The 16018-nt window shown below is 62.1% G+C and carries 17 protein-coding genes; 11 read left to right on the top strand and 6 right to left on the bottom strand.

What is annotated here, in order from left to right:
* Positions 1-22: 22 nt before the first annotated feature.
* From H7A13_07320 to hda, 11 genes are all read left to right on the top strand, one after another.
* Positions 23-319: a helix-hairpin-helix domain-containing protein gene (locus H7A13_07320; GenBank protein ID MCP5333152.1), complete on the top strand. Its 297-nt coding sequence runs from the start codon at positions 23-25 to the stop codon at positions 317-319.
* A 173-nt stretch (positions 320-492) separates the two neighbouring features.
* Positions 493-1194, top strand: coding sequence for a ribonuclease T (gene rnt / locus H7A13_07315; GenBank protein ID MCP5333151.1), 702 nt, complete (start codon positions 493-495; stop codon positions 1192-1194).
* Positions 1195-1296: 102 nt separating this feature from the next.
* Complete coding sequence (locus tag H7A13_07310; protein MCP5333150.1) at positions 1297-2103, top strand: outer membrane lipoprotein-sorting protein; 807 nt, start codon at positions 1297-1299, stop codon at positions 2101-2103.
* Positions 2104-2105: 2 nt separating this feature from the next.
* Positions 2106-3356, top strand: coding sequence for a hypothetical protein (locus tag H7A13_07305; GenBank protein ID MCP5333149.1), 1251 nt, complete (start codon positions 2106-2108; stop codon positions 3354-3356).
* A gap of 43 nt (positions 3357-3399) precedes the next feature.
* A complete protein-coding gene (locus H7A13_07300; GenBank protein MCP5333148.1) occupies positions 3400-3879 on the top strand; it encodes a L,D-transpeptidase in 480 nt (159 codons plus the stop codon).
* Between the two features lie 49 nt (positions 3880-3928).
* The gene (gene nagZ, locus H7A13_07295; GenBank protein MCP5333147.1) at positions 3929-4942 is read left to right on the top strand and encodes a beta-N-acetylhexosaminidase; all 1014 of its coding nucleotides are present in this window, start codon (positions 3929-3931) and stop codon (positions 4940-4942) included.
* Between the two features lie 25 nt (positions 4943-4967).
* Positions 4968-5510 (top strand): hypoxanthine-guanine phosphoribosyltransferase, encoded by a 543-nt coding sequence (locus H7A13_07290; protein MCP5333146.1) that lies wholly within the window; start codon positions 4968-4970, stop codon positions 5508-5510.
* Positions 5507-6472 (top strand): radical SAM protein, encoded by a 966-nt coding sequence (locus H7A13_07285; GenBank protein MCP5333145.1) that lies wholly within the window; start codon positions 5507-5509, stop codon positions 6470-6472. Before H7A13_07290 ends, H7A13_07285 begins: the two co-directional genes overlap by 4 nt.
* 34 nt (positions 6473-6506) lie before the next feature.
* Entirely contained in the window at positions 6507-7646 is a 1140-nt protein-coding gene (locus H7A13_07280; GenBank protein MCP5333144.1) for a DUF2066 domain-containing protein, read from the top strand.
* Between the two features lie 99 nt (positions 7647-7745).
* Positions 7746-8264, top strand: coding sequence for a CDP-alcohol phosphatidyltransferase family protein (locus tag H7A13_07275; GenBank protein MCP5333143.1), 519 nt, complete (start codon positions 7746-7748; stop codon positions 8262-8264).
* Complete coding sequence (gene hda / locus H7A13_07270) at positions 8242-8961, top strand: DnaA regulatory inactivator Hda (GenBank protein MCP5333142.1); 720 nt, start codon at positions 8242-8244, stop codon at positions 8959-8961. Before H7A13_07275 ends, hda begins: the two co-directional genes overlap by 23 nt.
* A 45-nt stretch (positions 8962-9006) precedes the next feature.
* Here hda and H7A13_07265 read toward each other — a convergent pair whose 3' ends face one another.
* The 6 genes from H7A13_07265 to H7A13_07240 all read right to left on the bottom strand — a co-directional run bounded on the left by H7A13_07265 (position 9007) and on the right by H7A13_07240 (position 16009).
* Positions 9007-10242: an acyl-CoA dehydrogenase family protein gene (locus tag H7A13_07265; GenBank protein MCP5333141.1), complete on the bottom strand. Its 1236-nt coding sequence runs from the start codon at positions 10240-10242 to the stop codon at positions 9007-9009.
* 28 nt (positions 10243-10270) lie between these two features.
* The gene (locus tag H7A13_07260; protein ID MCP5333140.1) at positions 10271-11383 is read right to left on the bottom strand and encodes an acyl-CoA/acyl-ACP dehydrogenase; all 1113 of its coding nucleotides are present in this window, start codon (positions 11381-11383) and stop codon (positions 10271-10273) included.
* 346 nt (positions 11384-11729) lie between these two features.
* Entirely contained in the window at positions 11730-12839 is a 1110-nt protein-coding gene (locus tag H7A13_07255) for an OmpA family protein (protein MCP5333139.1), read from the bottom strand.
* A 135-nt stretch (positions 12840-12974) separates the two neighbouring features.
* Positions 12975-14171 carry a hypothetical protein gene (locus H7A13_07250; GenBank protein ID MCP5333138.1) on the bottom strand — a complete coding sequence of 399 codons (1197 nt, stop codon included), beginning with the start codon at positions 14169-14171 and terminating at the stop codon, positions 12975-12977.
* Positions 14172-14269: 98 nt separating this feature from the next.
* Positions 14270-14926 carry a sulfotransferase family 2 domain-containing protein gene (locus H7A13_07245; GenBank protein MCP5333137.1) on the bottom strand — a complete coding sequence of 219 codons (657 nt, stop codon included), beginning with the start codon at positions 14924-14926 and terminating at the stop codon, positions 14270-14272.
* 21 nt (positions 14927-14947) lie between these two features.
* The gene (locus tag H7A13_07240) at positions 14948-16009 is read right to left on the bottom strand and encodes a glycosyltransferase (protein ID MCP5333136.1); all 1062 of its coding nucleotides are present in this window, start codon (positions 16007-16009) and stop codon (positions 14948-14950) included.
* Positions 16010-16018: the final 9 nt, after the last annotated feature.

The following is a 16018-nucleotide window of genomic DNA, read 5'->3' as shown; positions in this document are numbered from 1 at the left end:
ATCAACCGCTTGGAGAATCGATATGAACAGTCGAGTGATAAAACTGCGTTTCTTGCAATTCCTTCTGGCTTTCATGTTGGCGTTGGGAGGTGGTCTGGCATCGTCGTTGGCGTGGTCGGAAGTGGCGAAGATCGACATCAACAGTGCCGATGAGGCCACCCTGTCAACGCTCGATGGCGTCGGGCCTGCCAAGGCCAAGGCGATCATTGAGTACCGCAACAAGAACGGCAAGTTCAAGTCGATCGAGGAGTTCGAGAAGGTGCCGGGCATTGGGCCTGCCACGCTGAAGCAGAACGCCGCCCGGTTGACCGTGAAGTGACCAGCGGCAGTGATGCAGTTTGATACCGAGCAGTTCTCACGGGGTGTGGAGCCGGCATTCCAGCGACGCCCCCCCGTGTCTGCGCAGAGTCCCGTCAACATACAGCACGGATGGCCAGGCAGACCGTTGGACCACGTCACTCATCTCCTTGAGCCAATCCGGATGCATCCCCAATGAACGATTCGTCGACGTCGGCGGAGCGAAGCGCTGGATTCTGGCCGATTGGCAACCGTTTTCGTGGCTTTCTGCCGGTGGTGGTGGACGTCGAGACTGGTGGATTCAATGCCCGCACCGATGCGCTGCTCGAAATTGCCGCGACCCTGCTCAGAATGGATGAAGAGGGCTATCTTCATTGCGAGCAGACGCATTTCTATCGCGTTGCCCCCTTTGCCGGCAGCAACATGGAACCTGCGGCTCTGGCCTTCAACAAGATCGATCCCTACCACCCGTTTCGTTTGGCAAAATCTGAAGACGAGGTGCTGACCGACCTGTTTCAGCATGTGCGAAAAGCGATCAAGGCCAACCACTGCACCAAGGCCATCCTGGTTGGACACAATGCCAGCTTTGATCATGGATTTCTCAATGCGGCGGTGGCGCGTTGTCGGATCAAGCGCAACCCGTTTCATCCATTTTCGAGTTTCGATACGGCGACCCTGGCGGGTCTGGCCTTTGGCCAGACCGTACTGGCACGCGCCTGCCGCTGCGCCAACCTCGAATTTGACAATGACCAGGCTCACTCAGCGCGTTACGACACCTTCAAGACTGCCGAACTCTTCTGTTTCATCGTCAACGAGTGGAAGCGTCTTGGCGCAAAGCCACCGAACAGTGAGGGCGAAGTCGACGGTGAAGCGGTGGATGACGAGGTCGACGACTGAAGCTGAGGTTGTCGCAAGATTCCTTGCAGTGGCTACTATTATCAAAGAGCGTTTCGACGCCAGCATTGGAATTTTTCGTTAGATCGGCTCAAGGGCTTGATAATGATAAAAAATTATCTGTTATCGCTTGGTTTGTCCGCGCTGCTTCTGCCGTGGACGGCTGTTGTGCAGGCGCTGGATGCCGCCGAACAGCGGGGTCTTGAGATCGCCAGGGAGGCGGATCGGCGCGACCAGGGCTGGGGCGACAGCTCAACCTCGATGGAGATGATCCTGCGCAGCAAGGAGGGTGAAACGGCGAGCCGTGCCCTCACCGTCAAGGTCAAGGAGGGGCAGCCCGCTGTCGAAGAGGGTGACCGGTCACTGATCGTTTTCAACTCGCCCAAGGATCAGAAGGGCACCGCGCTGCTGACCTACAGCTACCGCACCAGGTCCGACGAGCAGTGGCTCTACCTTCCGGCGCTCAAGCGGGTCAAGAAGATCGCCTCCGACAACAAATCGGGACCCTTCGTCGGCAGTGAATTCGCCTTCGAGGATTTTTCCGACCAGGAGGTCGAGAAATACCGCTACCGTTATCTGCGCGATGAACCCTTCAATGGCATCGACTGTTTTGTCATGGAACGCTATCCGCTCGACAGCAACTCCGGTTACAGCCGCGAACTGGTGTGGATCGATCAGGCGCATTACCGGATCCACAAGGTCGACTACTACGACCGCAAGCAGACATTGCTGAAAACGCTCAGCGTCAGCGGCTATCAGCAATATAACGGTAAGTACTGGCGTGCCGATCTCAGCGAAATGGTCAATCATCAAAATGGTCGAAGCACCTCGCTGAAGGCGGCCGATTACCGCTTCTCGCAGGGGTTGAGCGACGATGAGTTTTCACAGAACAGCTTGCAGCGGGCGCGTTGATGATGAAAAAGTTGGGCAGCGCGCTTCTGGCCACACTGCTGTGGACAGGGTCGGCATCGGCGTATGAGCTCGATGGCGAGCTGGCGCTCGAGGGCCGACTCTTCGCCGACCGCGGTCCCCGTGGACAGGAGCAACTGGATGGCGCGATCTGGACGCGCTGGCAATATTTCAACGACTGGAATGACGGCAAGGACAGCATCACGGTCGTGCCCTTCCTGTTGCAGGATCAGCGTGATGCCGAGCGCAGCCATTGGGATTTCCGTGAGTTGACCTGGCTGCATGTCGGTGATGGCTGGGAGTTCCGCGGCGGGTTGCGCCGGGTTTTCTGGGGTGTCATCGAGTCACAGCATCTGGTCGACATCATCAATCAGACCGATGCGGTGCTGGCGATCGATGGCGAGGAGAAACTTGGACAGCCGATGCTCAACATCTCGACCGAAGGCCGCTTTGGCACCCTCGATCTCTACCTGATGAGCTTCTTTCGCGATCGGACCTTCCCGGGGATCGACGGCCGTCTGGGCGGACCCTTGGTGGTTGCCGATGACAGCAGCCGGTTCGAGGCCAGTGATGGTCGCCGTCATGTCGATGTGGCCATCCGCTGGGCGCACAATCTGGAGAACTGGAACTTCGCGCTCTCCCACTTTTCGGGCACCAGCCGGGAACCACTCTTTCAGCTTGAATACCTGGGCGCCTCACCCATCCCGACCGGGCGACTGATTCCACTCTATCCGACCATCGATCAGACCGGCCTTGAACTGCAATACATCCAGGGAGGCTGGGCCTGGAAGCTGGAGGCCATTTCGCGCAGCGGTTATGGTGGTGATCGATATGCCGCTTCAGGATTCGGTTTCGAATACACCCAGACCGGTATTGCCGGGAGCCGCATCGATCTGGGCTGGATCGTCGAGTACGACTGGGACGAGCGGGGTGACCAGGCACCACCCGGCGTGCTCGAGCATGATCTGTTCCTGGGTATCCGCTGGGCCTTCAACAACCTGGGTGAATCGCAGCTGCTGGCCGGCGTCGTGGTGGATTCGGACAGCAGGGAGCAGGTCTACTGGTTCGAGGGCAGCCATCGGTTGAGCGATCAGTGGAAGCTGGCCTTCGAGAGCCGCATCTTTGCCGGTGGTCATCTGCCGCCCACCGATCTGACTTCGATTCTGACCCAGGCTGCACAGCCCGATTTTGACAACAAGCTCGGTTACTGGCAGAAGGATGATTTCGTCCAGTTGCAATTGATCCGCTACTTCTGACAATCGATGTCGCTGTCAGCCGCGGGATGAGTCCGATTTCACCATGTTTCTTCATGTCTCGCTGTCACGGCAGCTGCTCGATCTGCTCGATGAGCATGGCGGTGTGCAGCGCAGCTTCGCCATCTCATCGAGTGCGCGTGGCGCGGGTGAACTGGTCAACAGCCAGAAGACGCCACGCGGGTTGCACCGCATCCGTGCCAAGATCGGTACTGGCGTGCCGGTGGGTGGCGTGTTTGTCGGTCGCCGGTATACTGGCGAGATTTACACACCAAAGCTGGCGGCCCGTTTTCCTGAGCGCGACTGGATACTGAGCCGCATCCTCTGGCTGTGTGGCTGCGAGCCAGGCCGCAACCGTTTCGGCAATGTCGACAGCGCGCGCCGTTACATCTATATCCATGGCACCCCAGACAGCGAGCCGATGGGCGTCGCCCGTTCGCACGGCTGCATTCGCATGCGCAACAGTGAGTTGCTCTGGGTCTATGAGCAGGTGGCGGTGGGGAGCCGGGTTTTGATCGAGGAGTAGCAGTTTGCCCAACAGTTCTGACAACCATTCTGCGGCATTGGGCCCGGTGATGCTCGATGTGGCCGGTTCCGTGTTGAGCGACCGTGAGCGAGAGCGGCTGCGCCATCCACAGGTGGCAGGTGTGATCCTGTTCAGCAAGAATCATGTGAACAGATCACAACTCGTTGAATTGATTGATGAGATACGGTCGATTCGTGCAGATCTGCTGCTGGCGGTCGATCAGGAAGGCGGACGCATCCAGCGGTTCGGCAGCACACTGACCGATCTGCCGGCCGCCGGCTGGTTTGGCAGACACTATCTTCAGCAGCCCGCCGAGACACTGCTGCTGTTGCGTGAAAGCGCCTTTCTGACCGGCCATGAGCTGGCGGAATTGGGGTTTGATTTCAGTTTTGCGCCGGTGGTCGATCTCGACTACGGTCGCAGTGCGGTGATTGGCAGTCGAGCCTATCACCGTGATCCTGAACTGGTCACCGTGCTGGCCAGCGCCTGGATCGATGGCATGCGACAGGTCGGCATGGCGGCCGTGGGCAAGCACTTTCCCGGGCATGGCTGGGTCAGTGCCGACTCCCATCTCGAACTGCCGGAAGATGAGCGGCCGTTGTCCGACATCATCAGGCAGGACCTGTTCCCCTATGCCAGACTGATCGACCAGTTGGATGCGATCATGCCGGCGCATGTGCGCTATCCGGCGGTCGATCCATTGCCGGCGGGCTTCTCGGCGTTCTGGCTGCGGCAATTGCTGCGTGAGCGGCTCGGTTTCGAGGGTGTCATCATCAGCGATGATCTGTCGATGCAGGGTGCGGTAGGGATGGGTGACCTGATCGGTCGTGCCAACGCGGCCCTCGAGGCGGGTTGCGAGCTGCTGCTGCTCTGCAACTGCGGTGACGAGGTCGATCCACTGCTGCGGCACCTGGAGCAGCAGCGATTCCAGGGCTCCACACGTCTTGGACGGTTGCGTCGCGCCGGCATCGCTGCTGCTGCCGAACAGCAGCAGCGAGTGCTGGCAGCACGCGAAGCCCTGGACCGACTCCGATTGCAACAGCGCATCAACAACGGCGCCTGAGCGCACGTCACGAGACTCAAACTCCATGAATGCCGCAGAGCGTTATGAAGAGATCCTCGCCAGCGCGCAGTGTCTGTACAGCACTGCCGAGGTGGAGGCCGCCATCGTCGAGATGGCGCGGCAGATCACTGCACGGATCGGTGCGACCAATCCGGTGGTCTGCTCCGTTCTGACCGGAGGCATCGTGCTGACCGGCAAGCTGATCACCCAGTTGCCTTTCGCGCTGGAGCTCGACTACCTGCATCTGAGCCGTTACCAGAACCGCACCGAGGGTGGCCTGTTGCAATGGAAAGCGAGACCGACCATCGATTGCACCGGGCGGACGGTGCTGCTGGTCGATGACATCCTCGACGAAGGCACCACCCTGCAGGCGGCAGTCGAGCATTTTCGGCAGATGGGCGCGGTCGACGTGCTGACCGCCGTGCTGATCAACAAGCGCCATCAGCGCAAACATGGTCTGCAGGTGGCCGATTTCGTCGGTCTGGAGACCGAAGACCGCTATCTGTTCGGCTACGGACTCGACTACCATGGCTACTTCCGCAATGTGCCGGGTATCTATGGGCTATGATCGTTGACCGTCAGGGGCGTCGCTTTCGCAAACTGCGGCTCAGCCTGACGGCGGCCTGCAACTACACCTGCATCTACTGCGTTCCGCATGGCAAGCGGCTGATCAAACGCGCCGATGAGCTCGAATCGGCCCAGTTCATCCGCGCCGTGCGGTTGCTGCAACTCGCCACCGGCATCGAAGCGGTGCGCATCACCGGTGGTGAACCGCTGGTCTCCCCACAACTCGAACCGGTCTTGCAGGGAATTGCCCGGCTCGGTCTGACCGATCTTTCCCTGACCACCAATGGCCAACTGCTGACCGACCGGCTGCCCGTGCTGCTGGCGGCAGGCATCCGGCGGATCAACGTCAGCCTTGACACCCTCGATCCATTGGCATTTCGTACCATCAGCCGAGCGGGCGACCTGCCGGCCGTGCTGGCTGGCATCGAGGCCGCGCGCGCGGCGGGCATGGCGGTGCGGGTCAACATGGTGCCGATGCGGCGACGCAACCATGACCAGATCGTGCCGCTGCTCGATTATTGTCTCGAACGGGGCATCGAACTGCGCTACATCGAGCTGATGCGGATGGGCCATCTGCTCAACAGCCCCGACTTTGCAGCCGATTTCGTCTCGATGGACAGCCTGCTCGACCTGATCGGCAAGCGCCATCCGTTCCAGCGCACCGATGCGCCACACGATTCCACCGCCGTGCGTTTCGAAGTGCCTGGCCGCGGAACCTTTGGCATCATCCCCAATGAAAGCGAACCCTTCTGCCGCGCCTGCACCCGGTTGCGGCTCTCATCCGACGGCTGGATCTACGGCTGCCTGAGCAACAGCCGCCGCCACCGCATCAACCCCATTCTGGAACAGCCCGATCACGTCGCCCTGCCGGCGCTGCAACGGCTGCTGACCGACGCGCTGGCCGACAAACAGGATCAGGCCTTTCAGGGCGGGGTCACCATCATGAAGCTGGTCGGCGGCTAGCTGGCCGCGCTGGGCGCGATGATCAAAATCGCGGGTGAGCGCGTATAATCGGCCGATGCACGACCTTGCCCCTTCTGTTTCTGCAAGAATCATTCACCTCTGGCGTTGCCTGCTGCTTGCGCTGTTCTGTACGGTGTTCAGCCGTCATGGTGTGGCTGTCGACCTGCCTGACCCCTATCTGGCGCGAGTCGAAGTGGCGGATCAGTCCACTCAGGCGCGCGATTCGGCCTTGCAGAGGGCACTGCGCGAGGTGCTGATCCGCCTCTCGGGTGATCAGCAGGTGGTGGCACTGCCTGCGGTGAAGGAGGTGCTGAGCAAGGCCGACAGCCTGCTCGATCAGTATGGTTACGACCGGGCGCCGGCACTTGCCCCGGATGGACCGGCGCGACTGCTGCTGGAAGCACGTTTCAGGCCAGAGGCGATCATGGCGCTGCTGCGTGAGGCCAACGCCCTCTATTGGGCGCCCAACCGTCCGCAACTGTTGATCTGGAGCGTGCTGGAACAGAACCAGGAGCGTCGTCTGCTCAATGCCAGCGAGATGCAGGCGCTGTTGCCGGCACTGTTTACTGCAGCACAACAGCGTGGCGTGCCGCTGCTCTTTCCATTGAATGATCTGGAAGATGCCACAGCCCTGCCACTGGATCAGCTCTGGCTGCTCAATGGCGAGGCGATCACTGCCGCTTCGCTGCGCTACCATCCCGACGGTGTGCTGGCGGGCCGCATCGAGCAACGGCCCGATGGGCGCTGGCAGGCACGCTGGTGGTTTGACGACAACGGTGAGCGCTGGCAGCTCGATCTCGATGCCGATGCGCTCGATGCCCTGGCGGCAGGGGCCATTGATCAGGTGGCCAACAACTGGGCCAGCCGTCATGCGGTCCGGCTGGGGGCGAGTGCGGAGCAGCTCGAGCTGGAGATCACCGAGGTCAATACTCTCGCCCGCTACGCTGCGGTGATGTCGCACCTGCAAAAACTGCCGTGGGCGCGCCGGGTGACACTGGTCGGCGTCAGCGGGCCGATGTTGCGCTTCAGTCTGGTGAGCGATGTCGACCGCAGTCAGTCGCAGCAGTTGCTGCAACTGGATGGCAAACTGGAACAACAGAGCCAGCCGGTGGCCGATGCGCCGCCCGGCGTGGTGCCGACCACAGCGCTGCGCTACCGCTGGCGTGGTGGCTGATTGCTCACTGCCATATGGGCAGCGCATCGCTGCTCGCTGATCACTGAAAGCTGCGGAGATGGCTGAGTGTTGAGACAGCTTCCCAACCTGATCACCCTGATGCGCATCGTGCTGGTGCTGCCGGTGGGTGTCAGCGTGATCCGTGAACAGTACCAGCAGGCATTCTGGCTCTTCGCGTTGGCCGGTTTTTCGGATGGAGTCGATGGTCTGCTGGCGCGGCTGTTCGACTGGCGGAGCCGTTTCGGTGCCATCGCCGATCCGGTTGCCGACAAACTGCTGCTGGTCACCACCTTTGTTGCCGGTGCCGTCAGCGGCGTCTGGCCGTGGTGGTTGATGGCCGTGGTGCTGATACGCGATCTGGTGATCTTCAGCGGTTCCGTTGCCTACCATCTTCTGGTGGGCCCCTATCAGATGGCGCCCACCTGGCTGGGCAAACTTTGTACCTTCTCCCAGATCGGCGTGGTCTTGCTGCTGTTGCAGGGCCGCTTCTGGCTGCCGCTGCCGCCATGGAGTCAGAGCCTGATGGTCGCCTTCGTCGCCTTGGTGAGCATCGTCAGTGGTCTCCACTATGTGCTGGTGTGGAGTCGAAAGTACCGTGAGCAACGTTTTGGAAAGTGAACCACGACAGCTGGCGTTGGGCATTGCACCGCGTTTCGAGGCCACCTTCGACCACTATCTTCCGGGCGAAAATGGATTGATTCTGGCGCTGCTGCATGAGGCGGTGGTGGCTGAAGCGCGCTCGCCGAGGCTGGTCTACCTGTGGGGGGAGCCGGGTTGCGGACGCAGCCATCTGCTGCAGGCCAGTTGCCATCTTGCCGCCGAGTTGGGCCGCGATTTCTTCTATCTGCCCTTGACCGCCGATCTTGGCGCACCGCCGCGCAGTTTCGTCGAACTGGCGGCCGCCGAGCTGCTCTGCCTCGATGACATCGATCAGGTCGCTGGCGATCCGCAGTGGGAGGAGGCGCTCTTTCACCTGCTGAACCGCCTGCGGCAGAACGGTCACACCCTGCTGGCCACTGCGTGCAATGTACCGACCGGCATCGGACTGAAGTTGCCTGATCTCTCATCGAGGCTGGCCGCCGGCGTCACCGTACAGCTTCAGCCGCTGAACGAAGCCGACAGACGTCGGTTGATGAAGCAGCAGGCGGAGCGCAAGGGGTTGGCGCTGAGTGATGAGGCGGTCGAATTCATTCTGCGGCGCAGCCCGCGCGGGCTGAGTGATCTGACGGCGCTGCTGGAGCGGCTCGATCAGCAGGCGTGGGTCGAACAGCGTCGACTGACGATTCCCTTCATCAAACAGACGATGAACTGGTGAGCAGTCACCGCGCGCCGAGACGCGCGGTGACTGCATCAGGGCGAATCAACCTTTTCCGCTCGGGATCTGGTTGAAGGGGAGCTCCTTGTCGGTGCGCACATCCTGCGGCAATCCAAGCACCCGTTCGGCGATGATGTTGCGCAGCACCTCGTCGGAACCGCCGGCAATCCGTCCGGAGGGTGATTGCATGAAGGTCTGCTGGAACTGCGCATCGAACGGCGCGATGGTCGAGTCGGTGATGATGCCGGCCATGTCCATCAGCTCCATGCCGAAGGCGGCCAGATCCTGCGACTTGAAGGCACCGACCAGCTTGCCGATCGAATTTTCCGGTCCTGGCACCTCGCCGCGCGACATCGCCGAGATGGAGCGGAAGCGGGTGAACTTCAGTCCGCTCGACTTGCAGTACCAGTCGGCCAGCTTGGCACGGACCGCGCCATCCTCGATGGCGGGACGGCCATTGATCTGCACGCCCTTGGCCAGATCGAGCAGCTCGGCCACATCGACCCCCTGCCGTTCGCCGACTGCGACCCGTTCGTTCATCAAGGTGGTGAGGGCCACCTGCCAGCCCTGACCGATCTTGCCGAGGCGCTGGCTGTCGGGGATGCGCACGTTGGTGAAGAAGACTTCATTGAAGCCGGAGTTGCCGGTGATCTGCTTGACTGGGCGAATCTCGACACCGGGCGACTTCATGTCGACGATGAAGTAGGTGAGACCCTTGTGCTTGGCGACCGAGGGGTCGTGCCGGGTGACCAGAATGCCCCAGTCGCTGTAGTGGGCGCCGGAGGTCCAGATTTTCTGGCCGTTGATGATCCAGTCATCGCCATCGCGTTCGGCACGGGTGCGGATGCCGGCGAGGTCGGAGCCGGCGACCGGTTCGCTGAAGAGCTGGCACCAGATCTTCTCGGCCTTGACCATCTTGGGCAGGTGCTCACGCTTGATCTCTTCGCTGGCCCAGGTCATCAGCGTCGGTCCCGCCATGCCGAGGCCAATGGTGAAGAATCCCTTGGGCACCAGATATTGCGACTCCTCCTGATCCCAGATCACCCGCTCGATGGCGCTGGCATCCTGACCACCGTACTCCTTCGGCCAGTGCAGGCAGGCCCAGCCATTGTCATGCAAGGTGCGCTGCCACTTCTTGGCCAGTTCGACCGCTTCGGCTTCACTTTTCACCAGTCGCTGCCAATTGTCTCGCGGACCCTTCTTGCGTTCGGCGTGGGCGTCGAGAAAGGCGCGGGCCTTGGCACGGAATTGGGCTTCTTCTGGGCTGTCTTTGAAATCCATCTGTCTATCCTCTTGATTATTCTGTTCTTTATGCGGCTTGTCCGGCGGTCAGCGCCTGGATCAGTTTCTCTTCCCAGCGGTTCTGGCTACCAATCACCAGGCTCAGCAGCTTGGCGCGGCGGTAGAACATGTGGCAGTCGAACTCCCAGGTGAAGCCCATTCCACCATGGATCTGAATGTTTTCGCGGGCGCACTCATACATGGCCTTGGTGGCGCTGACGCGGGCGGTGGCGGCGGCCAGTGGCAGCTCCGGCGCATTGGTCGAGAGGGCCCAGGCGCCGTAGTAGCCGTTGGAACGGGCCAGTTCGAGCGCCACGTACATGTCGGCCATCTTGTGCTTGAGCGCCTGGAAGCTCGCAATCGGTCGGCCGAAGGCATAGCGGCCCATCGCATATTCGCGGGCCTGGTGCAGTGCCTGCTCGGCACCGCCGATCTGTTCGAAGGCATAGAGCACGGCGGCACGGTTGAAAACCTGATCGAGCAGTCGGGCACCAGCACCCTCCTGACCCAGCAGGGTGGCCGGAGTGTCGTTGAAGACCAGGTGGGCCTGCGAGCGGGTGGGGTCGAGGGTCTTCAGCGTGGTGCGTTTTACCGAAGGATCGGTCAGATCGACCAGGCAGAGGCTGGCACCTTGGCCACTCTTGGCGATGACGACGGCGAAGTCGGCGATGTCACCGTCGATCACCGGAATCTTTGCACCGTTGAGCTTGCCATTGCTGTAGCTGACGCTGTAGCTGGCAGGATCGGGGTTGCCCGGACCCTCCGCCACCGCGAAGGTGCCGATCAGTTCGCCAGCCGCCAGCTTGGGCAGGTAGTGCTCCTTCTGTCGCTGGGAACCGGCCAGCAGCAGCGCCTCGGTGGCGACATAGACCGAAGAGGAGAAGGGGATCGGTGCCAGCGCCCGGCCGACCTCCTCGGCGACGACGCAGAGTTCGAGATGGCCGAGCCCCAGACCGCCGAACTCCTCGGGAATGGCGGTCGAGGTCCAGCCCATCGAAGCGACCTGGTTCCACAGATCGCGGTGGAAAGGCTGATCCGATTCGAGAATCTTGCGCACATCACGCAGTGTGCAGCGGTCGGTCAGAAACTTGTTGGCCTGCTGCTTGAGCAGCTTCTGGTCGTCGGAAAATTCGAAATTCATGCTGAGAACTCCTGTGCGGACGGGAAAGGGAAGTGCCGCCAGCATCATGTGCCGAGCAGCGCCATGCACACCATTGCAGGAGTGGTGACGAAGTTCGCACGGTGATTGATCTGGATGCAACCCCTCCCGTGGCGGTTTATTGTTATCCCGGTAGGGCAGCCCATGGTACACAGTCGACGAAAAGTCTGGCAAGCATCGGCTGGATAAGCCTTGCGGGTACGGTGAACGTTCGGCACCACACCGTTTTCACCAGCCATCAAAAGAGAAAGCCCCGATCATGGATCGGGGCTTTCTCATCGCCGGCACACCCCTGGTTGGATCTCAGGGGTGGTTGTCGAGCGTGCGATCAATCCTTGATGCGCAGCTCGACGCGGCGGTTCTTGGTACGGCCTTCGTCGCTGCCATTGTCGGCCACCGGCTGCTCTTCGCCATAGCCAGCCGAGGTCAGACGCGCCGCGTCGACACCCTGAGCGATCAGATAGTCACGCACGCTCTTGGCGCGCGCCTGCGACAGCTTCATGTTGTAGGTGTTGCTGCCGACCGCATCGGTGTGACCGGCGACCTCAACCTTCTTGCCGGGGGTCTTGTTCAGAGCGGCCGCGGCCTGGTCGAGAATGATCTTCGATTCGCTGGTCAGCTTGGCGCTGTTGAATTCGAAGTTCACATCCTTCAGCAGCAGCACCTGGGCGACCAGACAGCCAGTGGAGTCGACCTTGGCGCCCGCCGGGGTACCGGGGCACTGGTCAAGGCGGTCGACGACGCCGTCACCGTCGGAGTCGGTGTCAACGACAGGAGGGGGTGGTGGCGGCGTCGGTTCGGCAACCGGCTCGGCGGCCGGTGCCGGCTTGCTGCCCAGGGGAATGGTCAGACCGATGCCGGCGAAGGTGTCCCAGCGGGTTTTGCTGCCGCGATCTCCTCCGGTAAAACTTTCGCCTTCAAGGCCGTCATCCACAGCACGGGTGCGCAACTCGGTGCGGATGGCGGTGCCGTTGTCCATCACCTGCCACAGAATGCCGGCACCGAAGTTGAAGGCAAAATCGGTGGAGGATTGGCCGACGGTCGGTGCAGCGGGATAGGCGCCGCTGCTCTTGACCGCGCCGGCACCGACCAGCAGGTAGGGGGCGATTGAAGAGCGGTTGAAGAAGTAGAGCGCATCAAGGCCGAGGCCGGTCTGCTTCAGATCCTTGCCGGTGCTGCTCTCACGGTCGAACTTGCCGTAGTCGAGATAGCCTTCGACATTGATGGAGTCGCTCAGCGCCTTGCCGATCTGGATCTGACCAGCATAGTCACTGTCATAGCTGCGCCCGCTGTCGAGCATGGCTCGGTAGATGGTGGGCGAGATATAGATGCGGTCATCGGCGGCATGGCTGGGCAGGGTGGCGAGGGCCGTGGCGGCGCACACTGCTCCGGCGCTGACCCATGCGAGTTTGCTCGTTCTGTTCTTCGTTTTGGACATTGTGGGTATCCCTGGTAGTTGTTTTGCCCTGGGGGAGTCAGGCAGGCGGCATTATAGTGTCTCAATGCGCGATCGCAAAAAACTGACTGCTGGCAAGCGGTTGAGCGGGTTGTTGAGTGACCGTCCAGCGGCTGTTCAGCGCTGCTCGACAGCGTCGGTGGGGATCTCAGCAGCGCTGGATTCGCTGGCCGAAACGGGTGGTGCGAGGCTGTTCAGGTTGCCCTCCTCGCCCTGCGTGGTTTCGATCGATTCCACATTCGTCTCGCTGCTCGTCTCAACCGGATCATAAGCCACCTTGATCCAGCTGCGCTGGCGCCAGCCCACCGAGTCGATCAGATCGAGCACGCTGAGCGTGGTGCCGGCGGGAATGACCCGAATCGCCCCGGCCAGCCGATAGAAGGGCGGTTGCGGAGGGTCGCGTCTGAGATAGGCCTCGGCTGCAAGGGTCACGGCTGCGCTGCCGGTCTGGCGGAACTGCTCGATCAGCCTCTGTTGATCCCGCCTGGGGCCCAGTGAGATCCAGCCCAGGCTGCCGCACAGCGGTGAGCGGTTCTGGGCCAATGTCAGTTGTGCGCGCTGTTCTCCGGCGGCGGCGACATGCAGCAGGCAGCGGCTCAACAGCGTGATGTCATGCTGATTGACATGGGTGCAGTTGTAGGCGGGATGGTCCACATCGACCTCTGGCTGAAACCAGAACCGGCGCTGCAGGGCAAGGATGTCGCCGCTGGCGCCCACGACCACCCGCCGGTTCATTTTGGGTATGGGTGGCGACAGCACCTTGTAGGAAGGATTGAAGGCGTAGGCGCTGACGCCGTCGAACACCATCGAGACATGCAGAGCCAGTCCACCGCCGAGCGAATGGCCGGTGGCGATCAGTTCGACGGTCGGATACTGCTGGCGGATGGCGGCAACCAGCGTATCGGCCAGCGCATACTGGCTGTTGAGCAGGTTGCCGAACAGCCAGTCATACAGCGAGGTGGTGCCGCGAAAGGCAATGACCAGTTTGTGTGGCTGACCCTGCTCTGCCCCGATGGCGTAGAGCTTGGCCTGCAGACCGCGCCCGGGGTCAAAAAAAGCACGTTCACTGACCGTTTCAGGCAGTTTGAAACGTCCCGCACCGGGCGGGTCATAGGCATTGGCAGCCAGCATCGCCTGGAGCCAGGATTCGCTGGCGGTTCGATAGTAGCCCTCGTCGTAGTCGCGACCGATGGTGAGGTAGGGTTGGGTGCCGAGCACCCCCTTGCAGCTGTTCGGGTGGCCGGCTGAGCAGCCGAACAGCATCAGCAGCAGTGCCAGCAGCGGCAGTCGGAGCAGGTTCTGGATGCGGTTCAAGGGCGTGATGGTGCGGACAATAGAACGGTTGTGACCCGCAGTGGCCGGCAAAAGTTCCCCAGCCGGTTGGGTAGACGCTTCGAGTGACCTAAAAGTGTCTATGGGTCAAAGCGATAGTGCAGGCGTTCGATGTCGAGCCGGAAATGTTCGGCCACCTGTTCCGCCAGTGCGTCGCTGTAGTAGCTGCGGTAGTCGCGGCGGTCGGTGGCCTTGCGCTTGTGTGGCAGCCGCGGCGGCGTGATGCCGATGCGTTGGCAGGCCTGTTCGAAATCGGCGTCGAACCGCTCGTAGCGGCCAATGAAGTCGACGATCAGCCGACCATGCAGGTCGACCAGGTAGTCGCTTTGCAGCTCGATCGAGGTGTCGAGGTGGTACTGGTAGGGCCGCTGCGGATCGAGCTTGAAGCGGATGAACTCCTCGAAGCTGGTGACATGGGTCAGCAACTGGGGGCGTTCGCGCTGCAGATGGTGGTAGGAGCTGACCTGCAGATCCCAGGGGTTGCGGACGAAGGCGAACTTGAACAGTCGCTGGTAGAGCTCGCGCGGCAGCATCTCCTGTGCCGCGATCGCCTTGGCGTGTCGTGGCAGCTTGCAGGCGAGTTCATGGTTGAACAGTGCACTGAGCCGGCTGCAGAGCCACATCGGGTAGTACTTCGGATCCTGCCAGCGCAGCCGGTCGAGGGCGTCGCGCACACTGGTGCCGCCGGTCTTGGCGATGTGCACGAACAGAAAGTTGTAACGGTGGCTGAGCAGCATGTCGGGTGAGTGCGTGTGGGGTCAAACCGTGGCGTCGGGCGATTCTACACCGAGCGCCTGCAGGTAACGCAGCGTGCTGAGCGCCAGGCTGTATTCGGCGACCGCCTGTTGCAGTTGTGCGGCCGGAGGTGGCTGGTCGAGCACCGTGGCCATTGCCTCGGCGAGCCGTTCGGCATCACCGACCGGCACCAGCGGGCCATGCCGGCCGCCGGCCAGAATCTCGCGGGGACCACTCTCGCAGTCGGTGGCCACCACCGGCGTGCCGAGCCCCATCGCCTCGACCAGCACATTGGGCGAGCCCTCCCAGGCCGACGAGAGCACGAAGAGTCGGGCGCGCGCCAGCGCGGCATAGGGGTTGGCGGTGAAGCCAGGCAGATCGACCCACTCGGTCAGTCCCAGCTCGCTGATCAGCGCCTGCAGTTGTGGACGATCCTTGCCCTCGCCAAAGATCAGCAGACGGCTGGGGTGGGTGGCCCGCAGCCGGGCGAAGGCGCGAATCAGCGTGGAAAAATCCTTCTGTCGGGTGAGACGGCCGATGCCGACGATCACCGGCAGGGCGGGGTCATCGAGCCAAGGGTGGCTGGCCGGTTCGGCGGCACGCTCGCTGATCTCCGGGAACAGCGTGGGGTTGCGGATCACCCGCACGCGGTCGGCGGTGAGGCCGGTGAGATGACGGGTGTCCGCGGCCACCCCCTCGGAGACCGCCACCACCCGGTCGGCATGGCGGTAGCTGCGGGCCATCTGGCGTTGCCGCCACCACAGCCGCAGAGGATGCTTGCCCTTCATCGACTGTTCGAGGTGGGTGCCGAGCCGGATCACCAGCGGAATGTCGCCACGACCGGCCAGTCGGCGGGCCAGAATCGCCACGCGGTTGGCGCGGTCCTTGGCCGCCAGCAGCGCGCGCGGCGGCGTCCGCCGCAGATAGCACAGCAGAAAGGGGATCGCCTGCCAGGTGTGACGTGCGCCGCTGTGGATGACCCGCACGCCTGCGGGTACGGCAAAGTGCTCGCCATGGCCCTTGATCACCAGCAGATCGACCGGATGGCCGCGTTCGGCGATGCCACGGGCCAGCAGCGTCATCATCCGCTCGAC

This window comes from Pseudomonadales bacterium, from assembly GCA_024234215.1.
Taxonomy (GTDB): Bacteria; Pseudomonadota; Gammaproteobacteria; order Pseudomonadales; family UBA5862; genus JACKOQ01.
This window is presented reverse-complemented; position numbering and strand designations above follow the sequence as displayed.

What these genes read in the sequence shown, in the direction of transcription:
- H7A13_07320 (MCP5333152.1), top strand. Translation starts at nt 23, where the DNA reads ATGAACAGTCGAGTGATAAAACTGCGTTTCTTGCAATTCCTTCTGGCT.
- rnt (MCP5333151.1), top strand. Translation starts at nt 493, where the DNA reads ATGAACGATTCGTCGACGTCGGCGGAGCGAAGCGCTGGATTCTGGCCG.
- H7A13_07310 (MCP5333150.1), top strand. Translation starts at nt 1,297, where the DNA reads ATGATAAAAAATTATCTGTTATCGCTTGGTTTGTCCGCGCTGCTTCTG.
- H7A13_07305 (MCP5333149.1), top strand. Translation starts at nt 2,106, where the DNA reads ATGAAAAAGTTGGGCAGCGCGCTTCTGGCCACACTGCTGTGGACAGGG.
- H7A13_07300 (MCP5333148.1), top strand. Translation starts at nt 3,400, where the DNA reads ATGTTTCTTCATGTCTCGCTGTCACGGCAGCTGCTCGATCTGCTCGAT.
- nagZ (MCP5333147.1), top strand. Translation starts at nt 3,929, where the DNA reads ATGCTCGATGTGGCCGGTTCCGTGTTGAGCGACCGTGAGCGAGAGCGG.
- H7A13_07290 (MCP5333146.1), top strand. Translation starts at nt 4,968, where the DNA reads ATGAATGCCGCAGAGCGTTATGAAGAGATCCTCGCCAGCGCGCAGTGT.
- H7A13_07285 (MCP5333145.1), top strand. Translation starts at nt 5,507, where the DNA reads ATGATCGTTGACCGTCAGGGGCGTCGCTTTCGCAAACTGCGGCTCAGC.
- H7A13_07275 (MCP5333143.1), top strand. Translation starts at nt 7,746, where the DNA reads ATGCGCATCGTGCTGGTGCTGCCGGTGGGTGTCAGCGTGATCCGTGAA.
- H7A13_07265 (MCP5333141.1), bottom strand. Translation starts at nt 10,242, where the DNA reads ATGGATTTCAAAGACAGCCCAGAAGAAGCCCAATTCCGTGCCAAGGCC.
- H7A13_07260 (MCP5333140.1), bottom strand. Translation starts at nt 11,383, where the DNA reads ATGAATTTCGAATTTTCCGACGACCAGAAGCTGCTCAAGCAGCAGGCC.
- H7A13_07255 (MCP5333139.1), bottom strand. Translation starts at nt 12,839, where the DNA reads ATGTCCAAAACGAAGAACAGAACGAGCAAACTCGCATGGGTCAGCGCC.
- H7A13_07245 (MCP5333137.1), bottom strand. Translation starts at nt 14,926, where the DNA reads ATGCTGCTCAGCCACCGTTACAACTTTCTGTTCGTGCACATCGCCAAG.
- H7A13_07240 (MCP5333136.1), bottom strand. Translation starts at nt 16,009, where the DNA reads ATGATGACGCTGCTGGCCCGTGGCATCGCCGAACGCGGCCATCCGGTC.